This is a genomic window from Alkalibaculum bacchi (assembly GCF_003317055.1).
GTDB classification, from domain to species: domain Bacteria; phylum Bacillota; class Clostridia; order Eubacteriales; family Alkalibacteraceae; genus Alkalibaculum; species Alkalibaculum bacchi.
Genome location: NZ_QNRX01000001.1, coordinates 137,719 through 161,436, shown reverse-complemented (window position 1 = coordinate 161,436; position 23,718 = coordinate 137,719). Strand labels below are relative to the sequence as shown.

29 protein-coding genes are annotated in these 23,718 nt (G+C 35.3%); 28 read left to right on the top strand and 1 reads right to left on the bottom strand.

The annotated features are described in order from the left end of the window. From fliG to DES36_RS00670, 25 genes are all read left to right on the top strand, one after another. A complete protein-coding gene (gene fliG / locus DES36_RS00790; RefSeq protein ID WP_113919316.1) occupies positions 1-1,008 on the top strand; it encodes a flagellar motor switch protein FliG in 1,008 nt (335 codons plus the stop codon). Positions 1,009-1,048: 40 nt separating this feature from the next. Continuing rightward, positions 1,049-1,765 (top strand): FliH/SctL family protein, encoded by a 717-nt coding sequence (locus DES36_RS00785; RefSeq protein WP_113919315.1) that lies wholly within the window; start codon positions 1,049-1,051, stop codon positions 1,763-1,765. Further along, entirely contained in the window at positions 1,743-3,080 is a 1,338-nt protein-coding gene (fliI, locus tag DES36_RS00780) for a flagellar protein export ATPase FliI (protein ID WP_113919314.1), read from the top strand. The genes DES36_RS00785 and fliI overlap by 23 nt, the downstream gene beginning before the upstream one ends. 41 nt (positions 3,081-3,121) lie before the next feature. Beyond that, entirely contained in the window at positions 3,122-3,556 is a 435-nt protein-coding gene (gene fliJ / locus DES36_RS00775; RefSeq protein ID WP_207657408.1) for a flagellar export protein FliJ, read from the top strand. A 304-nt stretch (positions 3,557-3,860) separates the two neighbouring features. Beyond that, entirely contained in the window at positions 3,861-5,609 is a 1,749-nt protein-coding gene (locus DES36_RS00770) for a flagellar hook-length control protein FliK (RefSeq protein ID WP_113919312.1), read from the top strand. Between the two features lie 12 nt (positions 5,610-5,621). Then, positions 5,622-6,059: a flagellar hook capping FlgD N-terminal domain-containing protein gene (locus DES36_RS00765; RefSeq protein ID WP_113919311.1), complete on the top strand. Its 438-nt coding sequence runs from the start codon at positions 5,622-5,624 to the stop codon at positions 6,057-6,059. Beyond that, entirely contained in the window at positions 6,056-6,430 is a 375-nt protein-coding gene (locus DES36_RS00760; RefSeq protein ID WP_113919310.1) for a TIGR02530 family flagellar biosynthesis protein, read from the top strand. Before DES36_RS00765 ends, DES36_RS00760 begins: the two co-directional genes overlap by 4 nt. A gap of 69 nt (positions 6,431-6,499) precedes the next feature. Continuing rightward, on the top strand, positions 6,500-7,417 hold the full coding sequence (locus tag DES36_RS00755; RefSeq protein WP_113919309.1) for a flagellar hook-basal body complex protein: 918 nt from the start codon (positions 6,500-6,502) through the stop codon (positions 7,415-7,417). 286 nt (positions 7,418-7,703) lie between these two features. Then, positions 7,704-7,904 (top strand): flagellar FlbD family protein, encoded by a 201-nt coding sequence (locus tag DES36_RS00750; protein WP_113919308.1) that lies wholly within the window; start codon positions 7,704-7,706, stop codon positions 7,902-7,904. After that, positions 7,904-8,707, top strand: a complete 804-nt coding sequence (locus DES36_RS00745; protein WP_113919307.1) for a motility protein A — start codon at positions 7,904-7,906, stop codon at positions 8,705-8,707. The genes DES36_RS00750 and DES36_RS00745 overlap by 1 nt, the downstream gene beginning before the upstream one ends. Beyond that, positions 8,700-9,398, top strand: a complete 699-nt coding sequence (locus DES36_RS00740; protein WP_113919306.1) for an OmpA family protein — start codon at positions 8,700-8,702, stop codon at positions 9,396-9,398. The genes DES36_RS00745 and DES36_RS00740 overlap by 8 nt, the downstream gene beginning before the upstream one ends. A gap of 1 nt (position 9,399) precedes the next feature. Continuing rightward, a complete protein-coding gene (locus DES36_RS00735) occupies positions 9,400-9,867 on the top strand; it encodes a flagellar basal body-associated FliL family protein (RefSeq protein WP_113919305.1) in 468 nt (155 codons plus the stop codon). 12 nt (positions 9,868-9,879) lie between these two features. Continuing rightward, positions 9,880-10,254 carry a flagellar biosynthetic protein FliO gene (locus tag DES36_RS00730; RefSeq protein WP_113919304.1) on the top strand — a complete coding sequence of 125 codons (375 nt, stop codon included), beginning with the start codon at positions 9,880-9,882 and terminating at the stop codon, positions 10,252-10,254. A gap of 58 nt (positions 10,255-10,312) precedes the next feature. Then, positions 10,313-11,023: a flagellar type III secretion system pore protein FliP gene (gene fliP, locus DES36_RS00725; RefSeq protein WP_207657414.1), complete on the top strand. Its 711-nt coding sequence runs from the start codon at positions 10,313-10,315 to the stop codon at positions 11,021-11,023. Positions 11,024-11,033: 10 nt separating this feature from the next. After that, positions 11,034-11,300 carry a flagellar biosynthesis protein FliQ gene (gene fliQ, locus DES36_RS00720; protein WP_113919303.1) on the top strand — a complete coding sequence of 89 codons (267 nt, stop codon included), beginning with the start codon at positions 11,034-11,036 and terminating at the stop codon, positions 11,298-11,300. A gap of 5 nt (positions 11,301-11,305) precedes the next feature. After that, entirely contained in the window at positions 11,306-12,067 is a 762-nt protein-coding gene (gene fliR, locus DES36_RS00715) for a flagellar biosynthetic protein FliR (RefSeq protein WP_207657407.1), read from the top strand. A 237-nt stretch (positions 12,068-12,304) separates the two neighbouring features. Beyond that, on the top strand, positions 12,305-13,381 hold the full coding sequence (gene flhB / locus DES36_RS00710; RefSeq protein WP_113919301.1) for a flagellar biosynthesis protein FlhB: 1,077 nt from the start codon (positions 12,305-12,307) through the stop codon (positions 13,379-13,381). A gap of 46 nt (positions 13,382-13,427) precedes the next feature. Next, positions 13,428-15,503 carry a flagellar biosynthesis protein FlhA gene (gene flhA / locus DES36_RS00705; RefSeq protein ID WP_113919300.1) on the top strand — a complete coding sequence of 692 codons (2,076 nt, stop codon included), beginning with the start codon at positions 13,428-13,430 and terminating at the stop codon, positions 15,501-15,503. Then, the gene (locus DES36_RS00700; RefSeq protein ID WP_113919299.1) at positions 15,500-16,435 is read left to right on the top strand and encodes a flagellar biosynthesis protein FlhF; all 936 of its coding nucleotides are present in this window, start codon (positions 15,500-15,502) and stop codon (positions 16,433-16,435) included. The genes flhA and DES36_RS00700 overlap by 4 nt, the downstream gene beginning before the upstream one ends. Further along, positions 16,426-17,322 carry a MinD/ParA family protein gene (locus DES36_RS00695; protein ID WP_113919298.1) on the top strand — a complete coding sequence of 299 codons (897 nt, stop codon included), beginning with the start codon at positions 16,426-16,428 and terminating at the stop codon, positions 17,320-17,322. The genes DES36_RS00700 and DES36_RS00695 overlap by 10 nt, the downstream gene beginning before the upstream one ends. Before the next feature lie 4 nt (positions 17,323-17,326). Then, positions 17,327-17,953 (top strand): flagellar brake protein, encoded by a 627-nt coding sequence (locus DES36_RS00690; RefSeq protein WP_170128121.1) that lies wholly within the window; start codon positions 17,327-17,329, stop codon positions 17,951-17,953. A gap of 12 nt (positions 17,954-17,965) precedes the next feature. Continuing rightward, positions 17,966-18,688 (top strand): sigma-70 family RNA polymerase sigma factor, encoded by a 723-nt coding sequence (locus tag DES36_RS00685; RefSeq protein WP_113919296.1) that lies wholly within the window; start codon positions 17,966-17,968, stop codon positions 18,686-18,688. Next, positions 18,688-19,155: a hypothetical protein gene (locus DES36_RS00680; RefSeq protein WP_113919295.1), complete on the top strand. Its 468-nt coding sequence runs from the start codon at positions 18,688-18,690 to the stop codon at positions 19,153-19,155. Before DES36_RS00685 ends, DES36_RS00680 begins: the two co-directional genes overlap by 1 nt. Before the next feature lie 165 nt (positions 19,156-19,320). Further along, on the top strand, positions 19,321-20,079 hold the full coding sequence (locus tag DES36_RS00675) for a flagellar hook-basal body protein (RefSeq protein ID WP_113919294.1): 759 nt from the start codon (positions 19,321-19,323) through the stop codon (positions 20,077-20,079). A gap of 7 nt (positions 20,080-20,086) precedes the next feature. Then, a complete protein-coding gene (locus DES36_RS00670) occupies positions 20,087-20,866 on the top strand; it encodes a flagellar hook-basal body protein (protein WP_113919293.1) in 780 nt (259 codons plus the stop codon). Between the two features lie 175 nt (positions 20,867-21,041). On the opposite strand, the gene DES36_RS00665 is transcribed toward DES36_RS00670, so the two are convergent. Next, positions 21,042-21,221 carry a DUF1858 domain-containing protein gene (locus DES36_RS00665; RefSeq protein ID WP_423230743.1) on the bottom strand — a complete coding sequence of 60 codons (180 nt, stop codon included), beginning with the start codon at positions 21,219-21,221 and terminating at the stop codon, positions 21,042-21,044. Between the two features lie 176 nt (positions 21,222-21,397). Here DES36_RS00665 and DES36_RS00660 point away from each other — a divergent pair, with 176 nt between their 5' ends. The 3 genes from DES36_RS00660 (at position 21,398) to DES36_RS00650 (ending at position 23,620) form a co-directional block, all read left to right on the top strand. Next, complete coding sequence (locus tag DES36_RS00660; RefSeq protein WP_113919291.1) at positions 21,398-21,664, top strand: HPr family phosphocarrier protein; 267 nt, start codon at positions 21,398-21,400, stop codon at positions 21,662-21,664. Positions 21,665-21,970: 306 nt separating this feature from the next. Continuing rightward, a complete protein-coding gene (locus DES36_RS00655; RefSeq protein WP_113919290.1) occupies positions 21,971-22,141 on the top strand; it encodes a DUF896 domain-containing protein in 171 nt (56 codons plus the stop codon). A gap of 48 nt (positions 22,142-22,189) precedes the next feature. Further along, complete coding sequence (locus DES36_RS00650; protein WP_113919289.1) at positions 22,190-23,620, top strand: aminopeptidase; 1,431 nt, start codon at positions 22,190-22,192, stop codon at positions 23,618-23,620. Positions 23,621-23,718 lie beyond the last annotated feature (98 nt).

Here is a 23,718-nt window from a genome sequence, read left to right as displayed (position 1 = left end):
ATGCAGACAAAAAACAGTGGTGCAAGGAAGGCAGCTATTTTACTAATAGCTTTAGGTCCTGAAACATCATCACAAATACTAAAATCATTACCAGATAATATTATTAAAAAGGTTACTTATGAGATTGCAAATATTGACTATGTGGAGCCTGCTGAAAAACATAAAGTTCTTAGTGACTTTGTAGATATGGCGTCTGCAAAAGAATACGTTTTAGATGGGGGCATAGATTATGCAAAGAATTTACTAAATAAGGCCCTAGGGGCTCAGCGTGCGAAAGAGGTCATAGATGTTCTCTATCAAATACAGCAAAAAGAAAAGCCTTTTGCCATAGCGAGAAAAGCAGATCCACAGCAGTTGACCAATTTGCTGAGAAATGAACACCCTCAAACAATAGCCTTAATTATGTGCTATATGCAACCAGAAAAATCGGCTATAGTATTATCCGAATTTCCTGTTGAATTGCAGACGGAAATCGCTGAAAGAATCGGAACCATCAATCGAACCTCTCCAATCGTCATTAAGAGGATTGAAGAAATTATGGAAAATAAATTTACTAGCCTTGTAGAGAATGATACAGAGACTATAGGTGGCGTAAAAACACTAGTAGAGATTCTCAACTCCGTAGATCGAAGTACTGAAAAAAACATCATTAATGCACTTGAAGACGCTCAGCCAGATTTAGCAGAAATTATAAAATCTAATCTATTTATCTTTGAGGACATTGTCAATCTGGATAAAGGTTCTATTCAAAGAATTCTTCGAGAAGTTGCAAATGAAGATCTGGTTCTTGCATTGAAGGGAGCATCAGAGATTGTATCTAGCACAGTATTTAGCAATATGTCAAAACGTGCTGCGGATATGCTAAAAGAAGACATTAAATTTATGGGTCCTGTAAGACTTTCTACTGTTGAAGATGCTCAACAAAAAATTGTAGGCATCATTAGAAGACTAGATGAAGCAGGTGAAATTGTAATAGGAAGAGGCGATCAAGATTCTGTCATCTTATAAAATTATAAAAAATCATGCCATTGCTTACGACAATGGCCAAGTGTCTCTCATCGATACGAAGATTGATTATGAAAAATCCTCTATACCATCTGTACTAGATGAAGAAAAGCCCGTGGTACAGGAAACAGTGAGCAGTGAAGTAGAAACTACTCTTAGAGAAAAAATCCAAAGAGAACTTCTAGACGAGATAGAAAGAGAAAAACAATCTATCCTCCAAAATGCCTATGAAGAAGCTGAAAAGATAAAGAGTGAAGCCAGCCAAAAGGGCTTTGACGAAGGGTATCAGGTAGGCTTTAGCAGAGGTTATGAAGAAGGAATGGAAAAGGCACATGGTGAAGGTCAAGCTATTAGAAACAGTGCCATAAACTTGCTAAGACAAGCAGAAGAGGAAGTCAAAAAGTATTGCCACGACAACAAAAACTCAATTATTGGTTTGGCAGCGGATATGGCAGAGGCAATTGTTCACACTACTATTGATGCATCCTCACAAAATATCCTCTTATTGATTAAACCTATTCTTGAGCAGTATGGTAAGAAAGAGAATATCATTCTCAGGTGTCATCCTCATAATATAAATCATGTAAGGATGAATGTATATCAATTAGAGAATATGTGCCCTAATGGAAAATTTATCATCTTAGAAGACTCTAATTTAGAAGAAGATGGTGTAGTCATAGAGGATGAAGGGCAAATTGTAGATTTACAAATTAAAACACAAATAAAATCAATGATACATGAGATTACAAACATGGAGTGATTCTTTGTTTACGATACCTTTTGAACGCTATAGAAATGTCATCAAGAAAAAAAACTACTATACTGTAATGGGCAAGGTAACTCACGTTATTGGCTTGATCATACAGGTAGAAGGCTTGGATGTATTTATGGGAGAGATATGTGAAATATACATTCAATCCTCTGACAAGGTCGTTCTAACGGAAGTAGTTGGTTTTAAAGACAATAGTGTACTCCTAATGCCTTTAGACGATTTACAAGGGATTGGACCTGGATGTATCGTAAAACCTACAGGAAGTGCCCTAAAAGTACAGATAAGTGATCAGCTTTTAGGACATACCTTGGATGGCTTAGGAAGACCTATTGACAGCAATTTTGAAATAGAAGGGGGGTTTTACGACGTAGACAGGTCTCCACCTAATCCCTTTGAGAGAAGAAAGATTGAACAAATCATGAGCACAGGGGTCAAAGCCATAGATGGCATACTCACTTGCGGAGAGGGTCAAAGAATTGGAATCTTTGCAGGTAGTGGTGTGGGCAAGAGTACCTTGCTAGGGATGATTGCTCGCTATTGTGAAGCTGATGTAAATGTTATAGCCCTTGTAGGCGAGAGGGGAAGAGAAGTCTTAGAGTTTATTGAAAAGGATTTAGGTCCAGAAGGCTATAAAAAATCAATTGTCGTATGTGCTACTTCAGATCAGCCCCCATTAGTCCGATTAAAGGGAGCGTTCGTAGCTACTGCTATTGCAGAGTACTTTAGAGATCAAGGTAAAAAAGTCATGCTCATGATGGACTCTGTCACGCGGTTTGCCATGGCACAAAGAGAGATTGGTTTGGCAACTGGAGAACCTCCAACGACGAAAGGATATACTCCTTCGGTCTTTACAAAATTACCGAAATTGCTAGAAAGAAGTGGTATGGCCAAAACCGGATCCATCACTGCCTTTTATACAGTGCTAGTAGAAGGAGATGATATGAACGAGCCTATTTCCGATTCGGTTCGAGGAATACTAGATGGACATATTATCTTATCGAGAAAAATCGCCGCAAAGAATCACTTTCCTGCAATAGATATTCAAAATAGCATCAGTAGAATTATGAAAGAAATCGTCTCAGAAGATCATTATCTTTTGTCAGGAGAGCTAAAAGAAAATTTGGCAACCTATCAAGAATCCGAAGATCTAATCAATGTAGGTGCCTATGTAAGTGGAAGCAATCCTAAAATAGATCGAGCAATTGAACTTAATAATCGAATCAATACATTTTTAAGACAAAGAGTAGAAGAGTATTGTTCCTATGAAGACACAAAAGGATTGTTAGAGGAAGCCATGAAATAGAGCTAATAATGATAATGACATTAAACTAAACGAGGTTAATGATGAAAACTTATAAATTTTCCATGGAAAAAGTACTAGAATTACGAGCAAATAAAGAAAAGACCTCAATGGAAAACTTTGCATCTATGCAACGGGACCTAATGAAGCAAAAGTCCAAACTTATAGAACTCCGAACAGAAGAAGACAGCATAAAGCTAAAATCAAATCGATGTAAAAACATTGTAGAACTTAGACAGCTATACCTATGCAAAGAATGGTTAGAAAAAAGGATACAAGCTCAATTAATATGTATCGAAGAATCAAGAAAAAACCTAGAAAAAGCCCGCCAAGAACTCATCTCCGCCCAAAAAGACCGAAAGATTATAGAAAAGCTCAAAGAAAAAGACTTTGAAGCGTACCAAGACAGTGAAAAGGCGATAGAGCAGAAGAATTTAGATGAGATGGCGGTGCTAAAATACGAGGTGGTAAGGTGGTAAGCGAATATGCGACTTATGTCGCAATGAATAATGAATATGGAACAATAAACAATTAGGAGTATATAAAACCTAAGTAAATAGTCGCATATTTGTACTATTCAATGTTCAGTGTTCATTTTTCAGTGTCCAATGAATATATAAAAGGATTATAAAGTCTTTCTAATATATGATGTACAACTTAATAGTTAGTTTGTGAGATTCTTCGCTACGCTTTGAATGGCGCGATCCCTCATATGCGATTAGCACACCTAGGTTTTTACATAGAACTTACAACTTATAACGATAACGAAAGGAGGTGAAAAAAGTGAAGACCGAAAACATCCAAATCATATTGCCAGGTACAAAAATCCAGAAGTCTAATACAGCCAATCCTGTAGCTTTTGAGCAGTTGCTTGTTGATATATTAAATGGAGAAGCTCCCCATTACAACCACTTAGGAGATGCCGAGACAAATTCTATAAATCAAGACTCTATTCAAGAAAATAGCAAGCTGATGAAAAGATCGCATAATATGATTTCAAGCTCATCTCTGACAGATGTACAGGACAACTCGTCAACAGGGCATGATGTGCAGATTGATATACAACCTCTTAAATCTGATGAAGAGGCTGTTTATATGGCTGGGAAGACTTTAAGCGAGATGGAGTTTCCATCGGAGGATGATCAAAAGTTAGTTCACTACCAAGAAAACACTCTGTACAATCCATTTTATATAGGGCTACAAAATGCTTTACCTAATGACAATAATGTGTTAATCACCAGCAAAGTAGAGACAGTAGCTATAGAAAATATAAATGAGCTAAATACAATCAAACCACAACACCTTATTACATCAAGTCCAGAAGCTCTAGAGCTGACGAACAATGTGAATGAACACAGTAATACACAAACAGAGAGTGCTCCTACGAATTACTTGCCATATCATCAGATTCAAAAGGGTGAAAATGGAGAAGAATACCTTCCTATTATTGGGAGAATTAAAATGGAGATACCTCCTGAACAAAACAATAGTCCATTAAGTAATGGTAAAGTGAATCCTATGAAGAACACCATTGCTGAAGCACTTGAAGGAGTAAGCCCTGATAAAAATCAAGAGCTGCCACAAACGATTTTTGCACCTGAGAAGATTTCTAGTGAAACGAAAGAACAAGTTAGAGACACCATCAATTCGAATTACTATAGTCCTGTAGGCAGTATTAAGACAAGTAATGAGGATGGATTACTCATCCATGAGCAACAGGATGGTTGTAATGCCAAGATAGACTATGTAGAAGATATAGAAGCTAGGACGCAAATTATTAGTGGTTCGATAGACAATATGAAAAGTGCAGACAAGCTAACTCGTACAGCCAATTTAGGACAGAGTGTGAACTTAAATCAAGTAGAAAACTCTATCCTTAGCCAAGCGCCTACTACATTAGATATTCACAATATAAAAGGGACTTTAGAAGTAAATGATAAAGGTGCTGTGAAAATCGATGGTAATGAAATAAATACAGACTTTCAGGACAATTTGACTACAGAGACTCATGAAGTAACACAAACTGGTATAGTAGATCCTTTTATGAAAGAATTAAAAATTACTTCTAACGAATTTATGATGAATTCATTAGAAGGTGAATATTCTAATGAAAATCTGCAAAAGGTTAATGATTCTATTATAGAGCTTATTGAGACTACGTCTGATGGAGACACTAGTGTAATGAAGGTAAAACTTTATCCTGAAGAGCTAGGTACTGTTAATGTGATTCTTCATTTAGAAGAGGGTAAAGTTATGGCAAAGATTCTAGTAGATAATGAATCTGTCAAACAATTATTTCAAAGTAAACTAAGTGAATTAAATGATAATTTAAACAGACAAAATATTCAATTAGATGAAGTACATATTGATTTAAATGATCAAGGGGACGGCAGTGCTCACAGAGATTCTAACCCCCATCAGCATAAAAATCATTATGTAAAAACAAGGTATGATCTAAAAACCACATCACCAGAGCTTTCTTATGGTGAATCAAAATCATCAGGAAGTAGACAGATAAGTATCTTAGCATAAAGGAGGGAAAATATGGAGATACGAAATGGTATTGCCATTGGGCAAACTACAGCTAATGATAGCACTAAAACCAATAATCGAGGCAGTCTATCCACAGAGGACTTTCTTCAAATTATGGCTGCTGAAATCAGTAATCAAAATCCCATGGGAGGCAGTGGAGGAAGTGGAAGCAATACGGATTACATTTCTCAGATGGCACAATTTTCTGTTCTAGATGAGATGAGTAAGATTTCAGACAGTTTAAATATCCTCACATTAATGGGACAGCAACAGTATGCTTTTAGCCTTATGGGGAAAGAAGTAACTTTATCAGATGGAGAAGGCAATAATATTACAGGTAATGTAGAAAAAGTCAAATTTGAAGGCGGTTATGGAATTATTCAAGTACAAGGAAAAGACTACTACTTAGGCTCAATAGTAGAAGTTTCAAATCCAGAGGTGAGCAAATGAGTTTTCGAATTCATCGAGGACAGTTTATCCCACCCATTCATAGCACAGATACGAAAAGTGCTAAAACAAATAGCAAGGATTTTCAAAAGGTATTACAAGATAGCATTGGCAAAAAGGAAGATAAAATAAAAATCTCTGCTCATGCTCAGCAAAGGATAAATGAAAGGCATATAAGCTTAAATGATGGAGATCTAACTCGACTAAATCAAGCCATGGATACCCTAGAAAAAAAGGGTGCAAAGGAAAGCTTGATGATTTATAAGGATATGGCTTTTATCGCCAGTGTAAGTAATAGAACTATTATTACTGCTATGCAGAATAAAGAGATGGATGTAGTAACTAATATTGATAGTGCAATTGTAGTAAAATAAACGGCTGGACCTTATGGAAGCCGAAGCCCGCTGACTGATTGAAGCGGAGCACATTTAGGAGGAAGTAAGATGATAAAATCACTGTATTCAGGTGTAACAGGAATGAAGAGCTTTCAAACAAAGATGGACGTAGTTGCAAATAATATAGCCAATGTAAATACGACAGCCTTTAAATCAGGCAGAGTAAATTTTCAGGATATGTTAAGTCAAACCATATCCAATGAACAAGCTCCTACTGCTGGTTCTGGTGGTGTCAATCCACAACAAGTTGGTTTAGGTGTAAAAGTAGGCGCTATTGATACCATAATGACAGATGGTTCGTTACAATCTACTAATAGAGAATTGGATTTTGCAATAGAAGGGAATGGTTTTTTTGCAGTATCCGAGGATAATGGACTATCTGTAAGCTACACAAGAGATGGTGCGCTTTATAAGGATTATGCTGGAAATCTTGTAACAGGTAGTGGTCACAAAGTATTAGGTTATACAGATGGTACAGATAGTAATGCTGATGGTATATTAGATACTTTTCCAACGACTGCGCAAACAATTATCCACGATCCAACTCAGCTAAAACCATTAACGATTCCAGAAGAACTGACTGTTGGAGGAACAGTTCTTGAACTTCAGAGTTTTTCTGTTGATAGAACTGGTAAAATTGTCGGCGTCTACAGCGATGGTGTAAACATAACACAATCTCATGTACTCGGGCAGGTTGGAATAGTAAGCTTTAGCAATACTGCAGGTTTAGAGAAAGCTGGAGGCAACACATACTTAGCTACAGAGAATTCTGGTATCCCTGAAAACGGAAAAGCAGGAAGCCCAGGCTATGGTTACATTCGCCAAAGCTCTCTAGAAATGTCGAATGTAGACTTGGCAACAGAGTTTACAGAGATGATCGTTACAAGCAGAGCATATCAAGCCAATTCAAGAACCATCTCTACTTCCGATGAGATGTTGCAAGAGTTGATTAATTTGAAGAGATAGTTTATTAGGTGATCAGGTGGTCAGGTGGTCAGGTGGTCAGCAAAACCAACTCGCCTAGAGGCGAGATAATGCTTGGGTCGAGCTTTTGGGTCTAAGATTCTTCGCTACGCTGAGGATGATTAGCGGCTGTTGAAAGTTAGAGATGACCATTGGATGTTGAATGTTGGAGATAAATTGTAGGGAACGGTGCCTCACCGTTCCGCCTTACGGTCACCATTGGTGACCTAAACTTCCGCTTTCCGCTAAAACAAATACAACACTTAAACACGTAAGGGGAGATAGAATTGTGATTGTACTTACTACTATAAATGGAAAAGAATTTTGCTTAAATAGTGAGTTGATATATAAAATTGAACAAGCCCCTGATACAATCATCACATTGACAGATGGTAAAATCTTACGGGTAATAGATAAAACAGATGACATTGTAGAAAAGATTGTAGACTACAAAAGGCGCATTTATAGGGGTGCAACAGGAGGAGAGTAATGAAGAACAAAACACCTTTAATAGGTATAGTCGTTGGAATGGTATTGGTTTTCTGGTCCATTAATCAGAGTGGAGAGCTTTTTAATTTTTATGATTTTCCAGCTATCGTAATCACTGTATTTGGATCCTTTAGCGCCTTAGTTATTAGCTTTCCCATAAAGAGCATTTTGAAGATACCTATTATGATAAAAAAATTGATATCATCCCCTCCCAATAATAGAAAAGAGCTGGTTACGATCTTTTCAGATCTTGCAAGAAAAGCTCGAAAGGATGGATTATTGGCACTGGAAGATGATATTTCAGCTATTGATAATGAATTTTTAGTTTCTGGATTGCAAATGGTTATTGATGGCGTAGAGCCAGATAGTATAAAGGAGATTATGGAGTCCAAATTAGATGCCTTAGAAGATCGCCATAGGTCTGGACAAGCTGTGTTTTCAAAATGGGGCGAATTTGCTCCAGCCTTCGGTATGATAGGTACTCTTATAGGGTTAGTTGTTATGCTGGCGGAATTAGAAGATCCTAGTACTATAGGTAGTGGTATGTCTGTTGCTTTAATTACTACATTTTATGGTTCTTTACTAGCGAATATGATTTTTATTCCTATTGCATCGAATCTAGCTGTGCAAACAGATGAAGAAATCTACACCGGCGAGATGATTATAGATGGTGTATTGGCAATTCAAAGGGGCAGCAATCCTCGAGTGGTAGAAGATAAACTTCTTACATATCTATCTCCAGCAGAGAAAAAGGAATTAGCTAATGCTGCTGATGTATCAAAAGAGGCAACGAGCTATGAGTAGGAGAAGAAGAAAAAAGGAAAGTAGCGGTGCTTCAGGAGAGTGGTTGACCACATTTTCTGATTTAATGTCTCTGCTCTTGACCTTTTTTATATTGTTGTTTTCTATGTCCTCCGTCGATTCTGAAAAATTTGCACATGTTAGTTCATCACTTCAATTGGCTTTGGCAGGTAGTGGTAACACACAGGACTCTATCTTTGAGGGGGCTGATGGAGATATGCCCATACTAAGTGGAGGACAACAAGCTATTTATGATCAGGTAAATGAATACATTACAAAACAGGGATTAGAAGAAAAGGTATCTGTTAGCGCAGATGAACAGGGCGTATATGTAGATATAAAAGAGGCTATTTTATTTGAATCAGGAAGTGCTGGAATCAAACACAGCGGTCTTAGTATCCTTCAACAGTTAGAAGGTCTCATTAATAATTTTGATAATGATATTGTCATAGAAGGTCATACGGATAATGTTCCAAGCGGAGGGGATTATCCAACCAATTGGGAGCTTTCTACTGCTAGAGCCGTTTCCGTAGTAAGATACCTAACAGAGGTACAGGGGGTTGATGCAAAAAGGATTTCTGCAACAGGCTATGGAGAATACAGACCAATGGTTCCCAATGACAGCGTAACCAATCGAGCTGCTAATAGAAGAGTTAATATATTTATCGTCTTTGAAGAGGAAAGTGAGGGTTAAAGTGGCAAAGAGTGAAGCAAGTTCAGAAACAAAATCAAAGAGGCTTGTCGCCATCATCATTATTGTATTATTGTTGATGCTAATAGGTCTCGTTTTAGCAATAGGGTATTATATGGTAGGTGGAGATTTAGATGTTTTTGGTTCAAAAGAGGCTGAGCCAAAAGAGGAGCATACCGTTTTATTAGATGAATTCGTCTTAAATTTACGGCCTGAAAACAATGTGAAAAATTATATAAAAGTAAAAGTTGCTCTTATGTGTAAAGATAAAAAGGATGTAAAAGTGATTGAGGCAAATGTGAACAAATTAAGAGACGTAATCATTGCAGATTTACGTGAAAAAACAGCCACGGAAATTTTAGATAATGGAAATATATCGAATATAAAAACAGAAATGGTAACAAATTTAAATACGTCATTAAATAGGGATATGATTAACGGAGTCTACTTTATAGATTTGGTTGTTCAGTAAGGGTGTGAAAAAGTGAATTATAATGCTTTTTTTTCTGTTGTCCAAACGATATTTGTGCTGATTGCAGTTATAGCGCTGGCAAATATTACGCTAAAATATGTAAATAAGCATATGAATAAACAAAATAAGATGATTAAAGTCCATGAGAGGGTTTCTGTGAGTAACAATTCATCTTTGAACATTGTAGAGATTTGTGGCTCTTATTATCTGATGAGTTTTACAGGTAGTGAGAACAAAATACTGAAGGAATTAAATAAAGAGGATGTCTTAGAGATCATTGAAGAAAAGAAAATAAATCAAGAACAGATTGTTCATATGGCTTTAAAGATGGAAAACAAGATGCAAATCAAAAATAAATTACATAGTGCTTTTAGAGCGAGGAAATAAATTGACTAGAAAACGAACAAAAAAATGGATTGTAGTTCTAATACTTGTATTACTAATAATGGCCATGAATCCTTTGGTGACATTTGCAGAAAATGATAGCGTTTTGGGAATCGTATTTGGTGATGGAGAAGAAAACCCTGAAGCGACGGTAGATACTGTAAAACTATTAATACTTATGACGGTTCTCTCATTAGCACCTTCTATTTTGATTTTGACCACTTGTTTTACCCGAATTATCGTAGTGTTATCCTTTCTTAGAAGTGGTTTAGGAACTCAACAAACGCCGCCAAATCAATTGCTTATTGGACTTGCCCTGTTTTTGACATTCTTTATTATGCAACCTATTTATGGACGGGTCATGGATGAAGCTATCACTCCATTATTAAATGAGGAGATTACGCAAGAAGAGGCAATAGATATAGCAGAAATCCCTATTAAAGAGTTTATGTTAAAAGAAACTAGGGAAAAGGACTTGGCGCTGTTTGTCAAGGCATCAGGTATAGAAAATATTAAAGAGCCTATGGATATTCCTTTAACTACTGTAATTCCTGCCTTTGCCATTAGCGAATTAAAGACGGCTTTTAGTATAGGATTTATTATATATATTCCTTTTTTAGTAATCGATATGGTTGTGGCAAGTATACTCATGTCTATGGGAATGTTTATGTTACCGCCTGTAATGATTTCTCTTCCCTTTAAGATTTTATTATTTGTCTTAGTTGATGGCTGGTACTTAGTAGTAGAATCTTTAATAGAAAGTTTTATATAGAGGTGATAAGATGACTCAAACATTAGTATTAGACATTATGAGAAATGCCTTTTTTACAATTGTCTTTGTATCAGGACCAGTCCTGATCATTGCCTTAATTGTTGGACTTATTATTAGTATATTACAAGCCACAACTCAAATACAGGAGCAAACCTTGAGCTTTGTACCTAAGATTGTAGCTGTAATGGTGGCTTTAATCGTTTTTGGAAGCTTTATGTTAAATACGTTAATATCTTTTACTGGGGATCTTTTTAAATTGATTCCTACTATTAGTTAGGAAATATGATGATTATTCAATTACAAAAACTAATTCTCATATTCCTTCGCATCACTTCTTTTATAGTTGTGTGTCCAGGTTTTTCATATAAAGGGTTTCCAAATATATTAAAGGTGTCGCTATCCTTTGTTTTTACAGTATTAGTTTATTCTATCACACCTGAAATAGAGATTGGAAATGAGCTATTGCATTTTTTACTCCTCAGTTTTAAAGAAGTGCTTCTTGGTGTGGCTATTGGTTTTATCTCTAAAGTGATTTTTGCAGCAGCAGAAATCGCTGGGCAGCTCATAGACTTTCAAGTGGGATTTTCCATGGCTTCTGTATACAATCCTCTATCAGGGACCTCCGCTTCCAATTACGGAAAAGTGTATTATTGGCTCAGCATTAGCCTCTTTTTTGTATTGGATCTACATCATGCAGTCATTGAAACACTTGTAAAGTCCTTTCAATACGTTCCTTTAGGGACAGTAGTATTGAACGAATTCAATCCAGAAGGTATTGTAAAGCTCTTTGGAATGGCATTTGAATTAGGATTAAATTTGTCTGTTCCTATGATTATCGTAGTCTTAGTTACAGATATTGCACTAGGCATCATATCCAAGACAGTACCCCAAATTAATGTGCTCATGCTAGGAATGCCCTTAAAAGCAATAATTAGTTTTATTGCTTTTATGATGATTTTGTCCTGGGTGATGAGGGAGATATCTGGAATCGTCGGAAGTGTACCTGGATATATAGAGAATTTCTTACAATCACAAAGGTGGTAAGGTGGTAAGGTGGTAAGGTGGTAAGGTGGTAAGGTGGTAAGGTAGTAAGGTGGGACAGGAAAATCTTAAAGGCGGAAAGCTGAATGCCGAAAGCTGAAATACTCGCCTTCGGACGAGAGAATGCCCCCAGTCATCCTAGAGCGCTAGCGAAGGATCTTGACCCAAAAGGAATACCAAAGGCTGATGGCTGATGGCTGAACGCTGGCCGCTGGTCGCTTAAGAAGGTGGTGGTGAAAAGTGCCAGATGTAGATAAGGATACAAAGACGGAAGAGGCTACCCCCAAGCGGGTTCGAGATTCTAAGAAAAAAGGTCAAATAGCAAAGAGCAATGATTTAAATGCTGCCATATCCTTCTTGGTTTTTACAATGGGTTTGCTGACTTTAAGCCAGTATCTATTCTCAAATGGACTAGCTTATATGAGGAATTCATTAAAGATTGGCTACACCATCAATGTCAATATGGAGAATATGAACAGTTTATTTACAAATGGAGTATTTCACTACTTTATGCTTGTACTTCCTTTTGCCCTTATAGCTGTTGTTGTAGGAATTGTGAGCAATTTGATTCAGACAGGCTTTTTATTTACTAGTGAGACCATAAAACCTGATTTTAGTCGAATAAATCCTATAAAAGGTTTTAAGAATATCTTTTCAAAAAAAGCTTTTGTTACATTGCTAAAGAATTTAATGAAATTAATCCTAGTTTTTTATTTGACTTTTAAGAATTTAGAAGAATCCGGGAAACAAATACTAAATAGTGGAAGTATAGGGACAGAGAAGATTTTTCTCTTTATTATGTCTTTTATCAGAGAACTAAGTATAAGTATAGGAGTCATTATGCTAATTATAGCTCTTGTCGACTATGTTTTTCAGAAGTTTGACCATAAAAAGAATTTGCGAATGAGTAAACAAGAAATTAAAGATGAATACAAGGAAATGGAAGGAAATCCTCAAATTAAATCAGCAAGGCAACAGAGGCAAAGGCAATTGGCCATGGGTAGAATGATGGACGATATTGCCACTGCAACTGTAGTGGTGACAAACCCAACCCATATTGCCGTCGCCATACGATACGATGGAGAAAAGGATAATGCCCCTATTGTGGTGGCAAAAGGCGCAGACTATATAGCTCTCAAGATTAAGGAGAAAGCCAAAGAAGGCAAAATTCCTATTGTAGAAAATAAGCCCTTGGCTCGAGCTATGTATAAAAGGGTTGAAATAGGAGATTTCATTCCAATGGATTTATATAAAGCCGTTGCAGAAATACTAGCAATTGTATATCAAATGCAAAAAAAGAACAAATATAAGATTTAAAACCAATAGAGAACATCATACAAAATGAATTACTAAGGAGTTTATCATGGCTGGAATTTTAAGAAAAATCATAACCCTATCCAATCAGTACATTGAATACGTGGTAGCATTTACAGTAATTGCGGTTATTGGAATTATCATTATACCTATGCCAGCCCCATTATTAGATTTGCTCTTAGTATTTAATATTACATTATCTGTAATAATGTTTCTTTTAACACTATTTACAAAGAATGTACTGGAATTTTCAACTTTTCCAACTTTATTGTTGATAACGACCATGCTTCGATTATCTCTAAATATTTCTTCTACCAGATTGATATTAAGTGAAGGATACGCTGGTCAAGTAATAGATGCCTTTGCTAATTTCGTTACAGGAAATAATTATATCGTAGGAGCAGTAATCTTTATTATTATCGTCATTGTGCAGATGATAGTAGTAACCAGCGGTGCAAGCAGAGTTTCAGAAGTTTCCGCGCGGTTTACCTTAGATGCAATGCCAGGAAAGCAAATGGCAATAGATGCAGATCTCAATTCTGGCACAATCACTGAAGCCATTGCAAAGAAGAGGAGACAGGATTTACAGAGAGAGGCAAGTTTTTACGGAGCTATGGATGGTGCCAGTAAGTTTGTCAAAGGAGATGCCATAGCTTCCATAATCATAACATTAATCAATCTTGTCGGTGGAATATTGATCTATGGAGTCCAAAGTGGTATAGGCGTAGTAGAAGCACTAAATGTATTTGGAAAACTGACTATAGGTGACGGTCTAGTGAGCCAAATTCCTTCTTTATTAATCTCTGTAGCTTCAGGTATATTGGTGACGAGATCTGATGATGGGTTAGATTTTGGTACTTCAGTAGTAGGAGAACTATTTGGTGTATCGAAAGCCATAATGGTGGCAGCAGTAATTTTACTTCTTATTGCATTAGTGCCAGCTTTTCCTACACTGCCTTTTTTGATTGTAGCATTGATTTTAGGTGGATTAGGGTATTTGCTTATGGAAAATGAAAAAAATGAAAATGAACTAGCTATGACAAAAGTAGAGTCACAGAAGGAAACAAGTAATAGTGGAGAAAGAGAAGAAAATATCGCCACTTACCAAGTGGAACCTATTTCTTTAGAAATTGGATATGGGCTTATTTCTTTAGTAGATGAGGGGAATGATGATAATTTAATTAATCATATCACTGCCATTCGAAGACAATGTGCTAGTGAAATGGGTATTATGGTCAATCCGATACGAATCCGGGACAATTTGCAATTAGGTCCTAATGAATACACTATTAAAATCAAAGGAAACAAAGTTGCAGGAGGAGAATTATATACTCAGAGGTACTTGATCATCGACCCTGGAAACAGCGATTTTGAGTTAGATGGCATTCCAACGAAAGAGCCCTCCTTTGGTTTGGATGCCCTTTGGATAGAAGAAGCAAACCGTGAAAAAGCCGATTTAAAAGGATACACCATTGTAGAACCAGTGACCGTACTTGTCACTCATTTAAAAGAGGTCATCAAGAAAAATAGCGCTGAACTCTTAGGAAGGCAAGAGGTAAAACAATTACTAGAAGGAATAAAAGAAAGGTATAATGTAGTCGTAGATGAACTCATACCAGATATCTTGTCCTTAGGAGAAGTTCAGAAAGTACTCCAAAACCTCTTAAAGGAAAATGTGCCTATATATGATTTGGTTACGATTTTAGAAGCATTAGCAGATAATGGAATGATGACAAAAGACATTGAAGTTCTTACAGAGCAGGTAAGATACACATTAAGGCGCACTATTGTAAAAAATTACTTAAACAGAGATGGGGTGCTTATGGTTATGACGGTACATCCAGATTTAGAAGAATTAATTGGAAACAACATACAAAAATCTATGTCAGGTTCTATACCAGTTTTACAGCCAGATATCATACATAAAGTTTTTGACAATATTAATCATTCCATTAATAGCCTTATGATAAATGGTATAGAACCCATCATATTGACTTCGCCAAAAATTAGAATAGCATTTAGGAATTTAATTTCTTTTACCTTTCCTAATGTGCCTGTCCTATCCCTACACGAAATACCAAATGATATTGAAATTGAAGCAGTTGGGCAGGTTGAAAAACTATGATCGTAAGAAGATATATTGTAGATGATATGAAAGAAGCCGTTGTGAGGGCTAAATACGAATTAGGTCGAGAAGCCATTATTATTAGTCAACGCAATATAAAAATTGGGAAATGGTATAACCCTTTTAAAAAAACAAAGATTGAAGTTACTGTGGCCATAGAGGAAAATACTCAAATTGTACCACCACAAGACACCTCTATACAAGAAAAAGAGAAGAAGGAAGATCCACCCCATATTATCCCTATAAGTGTGGAGGATGCAGGATTATCTATAGAAGAGTTTAAAGATCTTATTACAAATCAGTATCAATACAGCGGCTTTGAACGAAGAGGAGAACTATCTAAAATTAATGTTTTTATAGGGCCAACAGGAGTAGGTAAAACCACAACCATTGCTAAGATTGCTGCAAGAGAGCACTTGATTCATAAAAAAAAAGTGGGATTAATTACTATGGACACCTACCGAATAGGCGCTGTAGAGCAATTAAAAACCTATGCCAATATTATTGGTTTGCCATTTGAAGTAGTCAATGAAGCAAATGAAATGGAAGAGAAAGTAAATGCACTCAGCTACTGTGATATTATTTTAATAGATACATTAGGAACGAGCCCTAAGAATCAAGATAAAATATATGAAATAAAAGAATACCTTCAAAAGGTGAATAAAAGCATTACCACCTATTTAATTCTCAGCATTTCAACAGATAAAGATACGATATTGTCCATATTAGATAAGTACAATTATTTGCATTATGACGCTTTAATATTGACTAAATTTGATGAGGTAAATCATTTATCGAATCTTTGGAATATTATAGAACACTGCCCTTTTCCTATTCAATACATCTGTAATGGACAAGGTGTTCCAGATGATATTAAAGACGCTACAATAGACAATGTATTTGCTTTTGCAAAGGAGAATAAATGGATATGATGGATCAAGCAAGTAGTCTACGATCTATGATTAATAGAAATAGAACAATAGATGAGCTTACCCAAGTTGAAAAGAAAGCAGAACACTATATCAAAATATATTCTGTCGTCAGTGGAAAAGGTGGAGTGGGTAAGACAAATTTTTCGATTAATATGGCGATCAAATTTCAACAAATGGGCAAAAGAGTGCTTTTGCTGGATGCAGATTTGGGAATGTGCAATGCAAATATTATGCTAGGCATGGAAACCAAGCTAAGTTTAATAGATCTCATTCAAGGTAGAGCTACATTAGACCAGATTATCACTAAGGGACCTAGTGGAATTCACTTGATTTCAGGTGGAGCAGATTTGCTATCTTTAAAAGCGATAGAAGATATTCGCCAACAAGAGATTGTCGATGCCATGAGCCAAATTATGGACTACGACATTTTAATCATCGATATTGGAGCAGGGATCACCAAGTACTCTCTGACATTCATTCAATTATCTCATGAGGTGATTATTATTACCACTCCAGAACCTACGGCGATAACAGATGCATATCGAATTGTAAAGGCTATAGCTGTTTACAAATTAAAGGAGCAAGTGAAAGTAGTAGTCAATCAAATCCACGATTTGTCGCAGGGGGAAGAAGCTTTTCAGAAGCTATTTAAGACATCTAGTCAATTTTTACATATGAAATTACAAAGTATTGGTTTTATCTTTTACGACACCCGAGTGAGGAAATCTATTATGGAACAAATACCAGTAGTATTAAAATACCCTAATGGATTAGCTAGTCAAAATATTAAACAAATATGTGAAAATATACTAGAAGACAAAGAGTATTCTTATAAAGTTTCTAATTTTAAGCAATTAAGCAATAAATTATTAAGAATATTTGGGTGATACTGTGAATTCTTTAAAATTAAATAGCACAATAGAATTAATTACAAATGAAAATGAAAAAGTCTATGGAATCATTTACGACATTATAAAAGATAAAGTGTTTGTAGCTGTATCTGCAGATGACAAAGAGTTTAAATTATTGCATAAAGGAGAAAAACTACAGTGCATTAGCAGTGATTCGAAGACGATCTTGAGTTTTAAAGCCATTCTGACAGATCGAATTCAATCGGACTCTCCCATTTATGAACTATCCTCTATAACAAATTTAAAAGAGATGCAGAGAAGAGAAGATGTAAGAGTTTCTTGTAGTCTACCTATTGAATTTATAGACAAAGACTCTATGCAAAAGGAATGGATTCCCTATGAAGGTACTATCGTGAATTTAAGTGCAAGTGGCTTGAGACTATCTTGTTCTGTGAATTATAAAATGAATACCAATTTATTCATTAGATTCGATATAGAGAATCGAGAGTATCAACTGAATGCTAAAATCGTATATAAAGAGCTTATCCCTCAAAAGGAAAGGTCTATCTACCATTACGGGATTAAATTTATAGACATTGAAGAAAGGGAAAGAGAAAAGATTATTCAATATCTATTCGCCTTAATGAGAAAAAACAAAATGAGGTAAAAGAGGGTTTACATGTGTTATAAAAAAAGCCAAAAAGACAAATTAATAATAAAATATTTACCCTTGGTGAAGAAGATTGCAGACAAGATAGAGGTAAAAGGCAATAGGTATGAAAAAGACGACTTAGTCAGCTTAGGTGTTATTGGACTATTAGATGCCATTGACAAGTACGATTACAAGAAAAACGTCCCTTTTGAGGCTTACGCTACTTTGCGTATACGAGGAGCAATCATTGACGAATTTAGAAAATCCGGTCGGGTGTCAAGAGACCGAATTTATAAACTCAATGAATACTACAAGGCAAAAGAGGAATTAGAAAATAAATTGATGAGGTCACCTGAAGAATCAGAGATATGCCAGCAATTAAGTATTGATAGTAAAGAATTATATAAAATTCATGAGACGGTTCACTATTTATCTGAGATTTCTTTAGAGTCCGTAGTCTTCTCAGAAAAAGGAAGTGAAGTTCAATTAATAGATCTTGTAAAAGATGAACATGTCTTATTGCCAGAGGAGCATATTGTAAAAAGAGAGCAGGAAAGCTTGTTGAAAGATGCTATAAGTAGTTTAAAAGAGAGAGAACAAATTATTTTAAATCTATATTATACAGAAGAATTGAGCTTAAAAGAGATCGCGTATATTTTGGGAATTTCAATTCCTAGAGTGTCTCAAATTCATGGGAAAGTACTTTTAAAATTAAGAGATTATATCTCAACGAATGCGGGGGAAGCCTAATGTTTCATGTACTGATTGCTTTAGGCTGTATATGTATTGGGCTAGGTTTTCTTGGGAGAAAATCAGAAAACACGTATAAAGATGTAGTACATATAAAAAAAATACAAGACAATGAAAATGAAATTAAAGAGATAAAAGAGCGAATAGAGCTTGTGGAAAGACTCCTATTTCAAGATATGAGTAGTTTTAAAGAAGAATTAGAAAACCAGATTATGGGGCACTCTTCAGAAGAAGAGATGGATGAGCTATATAAAGATGAGGCACCTAAAGAAATAGAAATAGTCCATGAAGAAGAACCACAAAACAAAGATCAAATACAGGTCAATGAAACATATTTAGATCAATACAGAAAACTATGTGAATACGAAAATAAACACTATACTCTAGATCAAATATCTTCTTTATTACATATGCAAAAGGGGGAGCTCTTATTATTAAAGAATTTGTTCAAAAATATTTCAGAATAAAAAAGGAATACCTTATTCCCTTTGGCCTAGGTATACTCATTTCTGCAATACTTATGAATTGGAGCTACCAGGTAAAGATTAATGCCAATATTGAACAAGAAGCACGAAGACTAGGAATGGTTTATCCATCCGAAGTAAAAGTTTTAGATACGGAGGAGCCTAAGAATGATTAGAAGCCTGTACACTTTAAATAGAAATATGAATGTACTTCAGAAAAAACAAGAAAATGTCAGCGCCAATATTACAAATGTAAATACCGTAGGTTATAAGTTTCAAGACATGGTTCAAAGTACTTTGGAATCAAAGGAAATGGTGAACTTTACTGCTGGAAGAAATGAAAATTTAGAACACAGATTGGGTGGATATGTCTATGGAAATCAATTAGATCAGGTCTATACCGATTTTAGTCAAGGCAGTTTAGTTCAAACAGATAAAACTACAGACTTTGCAATTATAGACAGAGGTTTTTTTGTCATTGAAATGGGCAATGGGCAATATGGCTATACAAGAAATGGAAATTTTAAAATAAGCAATGAAGGCATTTTGACCACATTAGATGGTTACTCTGTAATGGGCATAGATGAGAATGGCCAATTAGAGCAAATTCCAATACAAAACAATGAAGTACATATAGATAATAGAGGTTTTTTTCCAGAAGAAGAGATCTATTTACTTGTAGTCGATTTTGAAGATTATACTAATTTGCGAACTATTGGCAATACGATTTTTACAAGTGAGGCAGAAGCATATAACCGAGTGAATGGAGAGGTAAGACAAGGTTATGTAGAAGCTTCCAATGTACAAGTTGCAGACGAATTGATTAGGATGATTGAAATATCAAGAGAATTTGAATCAAATCAAAAATTACTCCACGCTGCAGATGAGACCTTAAATAAAGCAGTAAATGAATTGGGAAGGTTATAGGTGAACCATGAATAAGATTTTGACCATTGGAAAAACGGGGCTTCATTCAAATCAAAATAAAATGGATGCCATAGCTAATGATTTGGCAAATGTCAACACGACCGGCTATAAAAAGAAGAAGGTAAGCTTTCAGGAGCTATTATTAAATGAAATTCATCAAGAAGACGTACTCTTATCAGAAGATATGAATCCTTCAGGCATCAATGTAGGCTCCACAAGTAGGGTGAGCGGCGTAGATTTTAAACAAGGATCCATTATTAGTACATCTGGTGATTATCAATTGGCTATTGAAGGCAATGGCTTTTTTGGCGTAAGAGATGAAAATGGTGATCTCTTTCTGACGAGAAATGGGAATTTTCACATCAATGAAGACTTAAGTATTACAGATGATAATGGACACAATCTGGAGATAAATGTAAGTGTGCCAATAGAAGAGTGGAGAACAGGAGATATTACCATATCTCGTAAAGGCGATATCATAAAGGATATTGATGGAGTAGCTACTACAGTAGGGCGAATCCCCCTATACTACCCAGAAGTTTTAGACTCTTTAATCTCCTTAGGAGAAGGTAAGTACGTAAATCGCCAAGGTATTACTCTATACAATTCTATAGACCAGGAAGAAATGTTTGGCAGCATCGTTCAAGGGGCATTAGAGTCTTCTAATGTAGATATGAGCAAAGTTATGACAGATATGATCATAACTCAAAAAGCTTATTCTATGAGCAGCAAAGCTATCCAAACGACAGATGAGATTATGGGAATGATTAATGGGATTAAAAGATAATTAAGGTGGTAAGCAAAACCATTTGATTTGCATTTCTGCGAGGGGTGTGTGATTGCTAGGAAACACCTACTTTTGACCATAGCTCCTGCCCAGTCATCCTGAGCGTAAGCGAAGGATCTTGACCCAGAAGGAATACCCTAATGCTAGTGACTAAAAAAAGCGCCAAAGGCGCTTTTTAAGCTATTACAGCAGCATTTAAATCTTTCATTAATGCATCTACATCGATTCCGTGTGCTAGAGCACCTTCTTCGATATTTTCAAATCGTGCAGCCATACATCCAAAACAGTGCATTCCGTATTTTTCATAAACCTTCACAATTTCAGGGTGATTTTCAACAGAAGTTAAAATACCCATGTCTTTAGTAATTTTCATTAAGCTCACCTCCATAAAATATATGATAATACAATAGTTAAATAATATCTATACCTTTTTGTGAAAAATTGTCGTAATTCAAATTACTGTGTTTGCTAAAAGTCGATTTATGTGTATAATAGAGGTAATAGAGTAGAGTAGATAAGTGGGGTGATGTAATGGTTTCCAATAAAGCAGTACTAACAAATAAATCTGGACTACATGCAAGACCTGCTTCTTTATTAGTCGAATTAGCCAATAAATTCAAAAGTGAAATTTTTATAAAAAAGGATAATATGACAATAAATGCCAAAAGTATTATGGGAGTAATGACTCTTGGAGCAGCTCATGGCACGGAAATAATAATAGAAGTAGATGGTTCAGATGAAGAGGAAGCGTTAAAGGCAATTATTCAATTGATTGATAGCAATTTTAACGAAGAATAAAAAATTTGTAAAATCTTAAATAAACGAGCCTGTATAAGAATGTAAAAAAAAACTTTAGGTTTACCTAAAGTTTTTTCGTTTGCCTGTATATTTTTTATTTCTTATCTTTAAATTTACAAAAATTGTGCTATAATATGCAAATGGGCAGTTCGATGTAAAAAAGAGATCATATATATAGGACTTTCTATAAATAAATAATAACCTCGACCAATAAAGCGGTTGGGGTTATCTGCATAAATAAAGTGGTGCCTAGTACTCATGATAATGGGTATGCTATAGTATAATGCAAATTTAAGGAGATAAAATATGATTAGTGAGGAAAAATTAGATAGAATAAATTATTTGGCAAAGAAAAAAAAAGAGACAGGGCTGAATCTAGAAGAACAGAAGGAGCAGGACGCTCTTAGAAAAGAATATCTTGAGAATTTTAGAAAAAGTTTTAGAAAACAATTAGACAATATTGAATTCGTTGACTAAAGCAAAACTTAGAACCATATGCTACAGCAACAAAGAAAGGAGAATAACATGTCAGATTATAAAGAATTAGAAAAATTACTCGTTAAGAGATATGACAATGCATGGAGAAGATTAGAAGGTAATGAAAAAGAAATAGTCATGGACTTTAGTGAATCTTATAAAAAGTATTTAGATACTTGTAAAACCGAGAGAGAAGCTTCTCTTTACTCCGCAAAAATTGCAGAAGAGAAAGGTTTTAAATCCATTGACTACTATATTAAAAATCATAAAAGACCAGAGCCAGGGGATAAGATATATGGCTTATTTAAAGATAAGACAGTAATTTTGTTTGTTATAGGAAAGGAAAACTTTGAAAAAGGCTTAAATATCATTGGGGCACATGTAGATGCGCCACGATTAGATTTAAAGCAAGCTCCTTTGTATGAAGATACAGAATTAGCTTTTTTCAAGACTCATTATTACGGTGGAGTAAAAAAGTACCAGTGGATTACCATACCCCTAGCATTACATGGGGTAATTATTAAACAAGATGGGACAAAAATCACTGTAAATATTGGCGAAGACGAAAAAGATCCCGTGTTTTATATTACAGACTTATTACCACATCTTTCAAAAGATCAAAACGCAAAGAAAATTAGCGAAGCTATTACAGGTGAACAGCTAAATATTCTAGTAGGAAGTATTCCAATGGATGATGAGGATATTAAAGATAGTGTCAAGCTTAATATTTTAAAATTATTAAATGAGAAATATGATATTAAAGAAGAAGACCTAGCTTCTTCAGAATTAGAAATTGTACCCGCAGCAAAAGCAAGAGATATTGGGTTCGATAGAGGCTTAGTAGGAGCCTATGGGCATGATGATCGAGTATGTGCTTTTACTGCATTAGAAGCTCTTTTAGACATAGATGCTCCTAAGAGAACTTGTGTAACAATTTTAGCAGATAAAGAAGAAATTGGAAGTGTAGGCAATACAGGAATGACTTCTAATTACTTTGAAAATTTAGTAAGTGAATTGATTCATTTATCAGGAGTAGGTAAAGCAGATTTAGTCTTAAGAAGATGTCTTATGAATTCCAAATTTTTATCTGCAGATGTAAATGCAGCATTTGATCCAAACTACCCTACAACTCATGATAAGTTAAACGCTGCTTATATTGGTAAAGGTATTGTACTAACAAAATATACAGGCTCAAGAGGAAAAAGCGGAAGCAATGATGCTAGTGCAGAATTTGTCGCTGAAGTGAGAAGAATCTTTAATGAGAACGATATTTGTTGGCAAATGGGCGAACTTGGAAAAGTGGACGAAGGTGGTGGTGGAACCATCGCATATATTCCAGCAAAATACGGTATGGATGTTATAGATGTAGGAGTCGCCTTACTGAGTATGCATGCTCCATATGAGATTGCTAGCAAAGCGGATATATATATGGCATATAAAGCATATAAAGCATTTTTCTACAGTAATTATGAATACTAATGCGTGACCAAGGTCACATCTTAGGGTCAATTCTATGCTCTATGTTCTATGTTCTATGTTGTAAATAATTGAGTTCCTTTTAAGCAAAGATTATTATT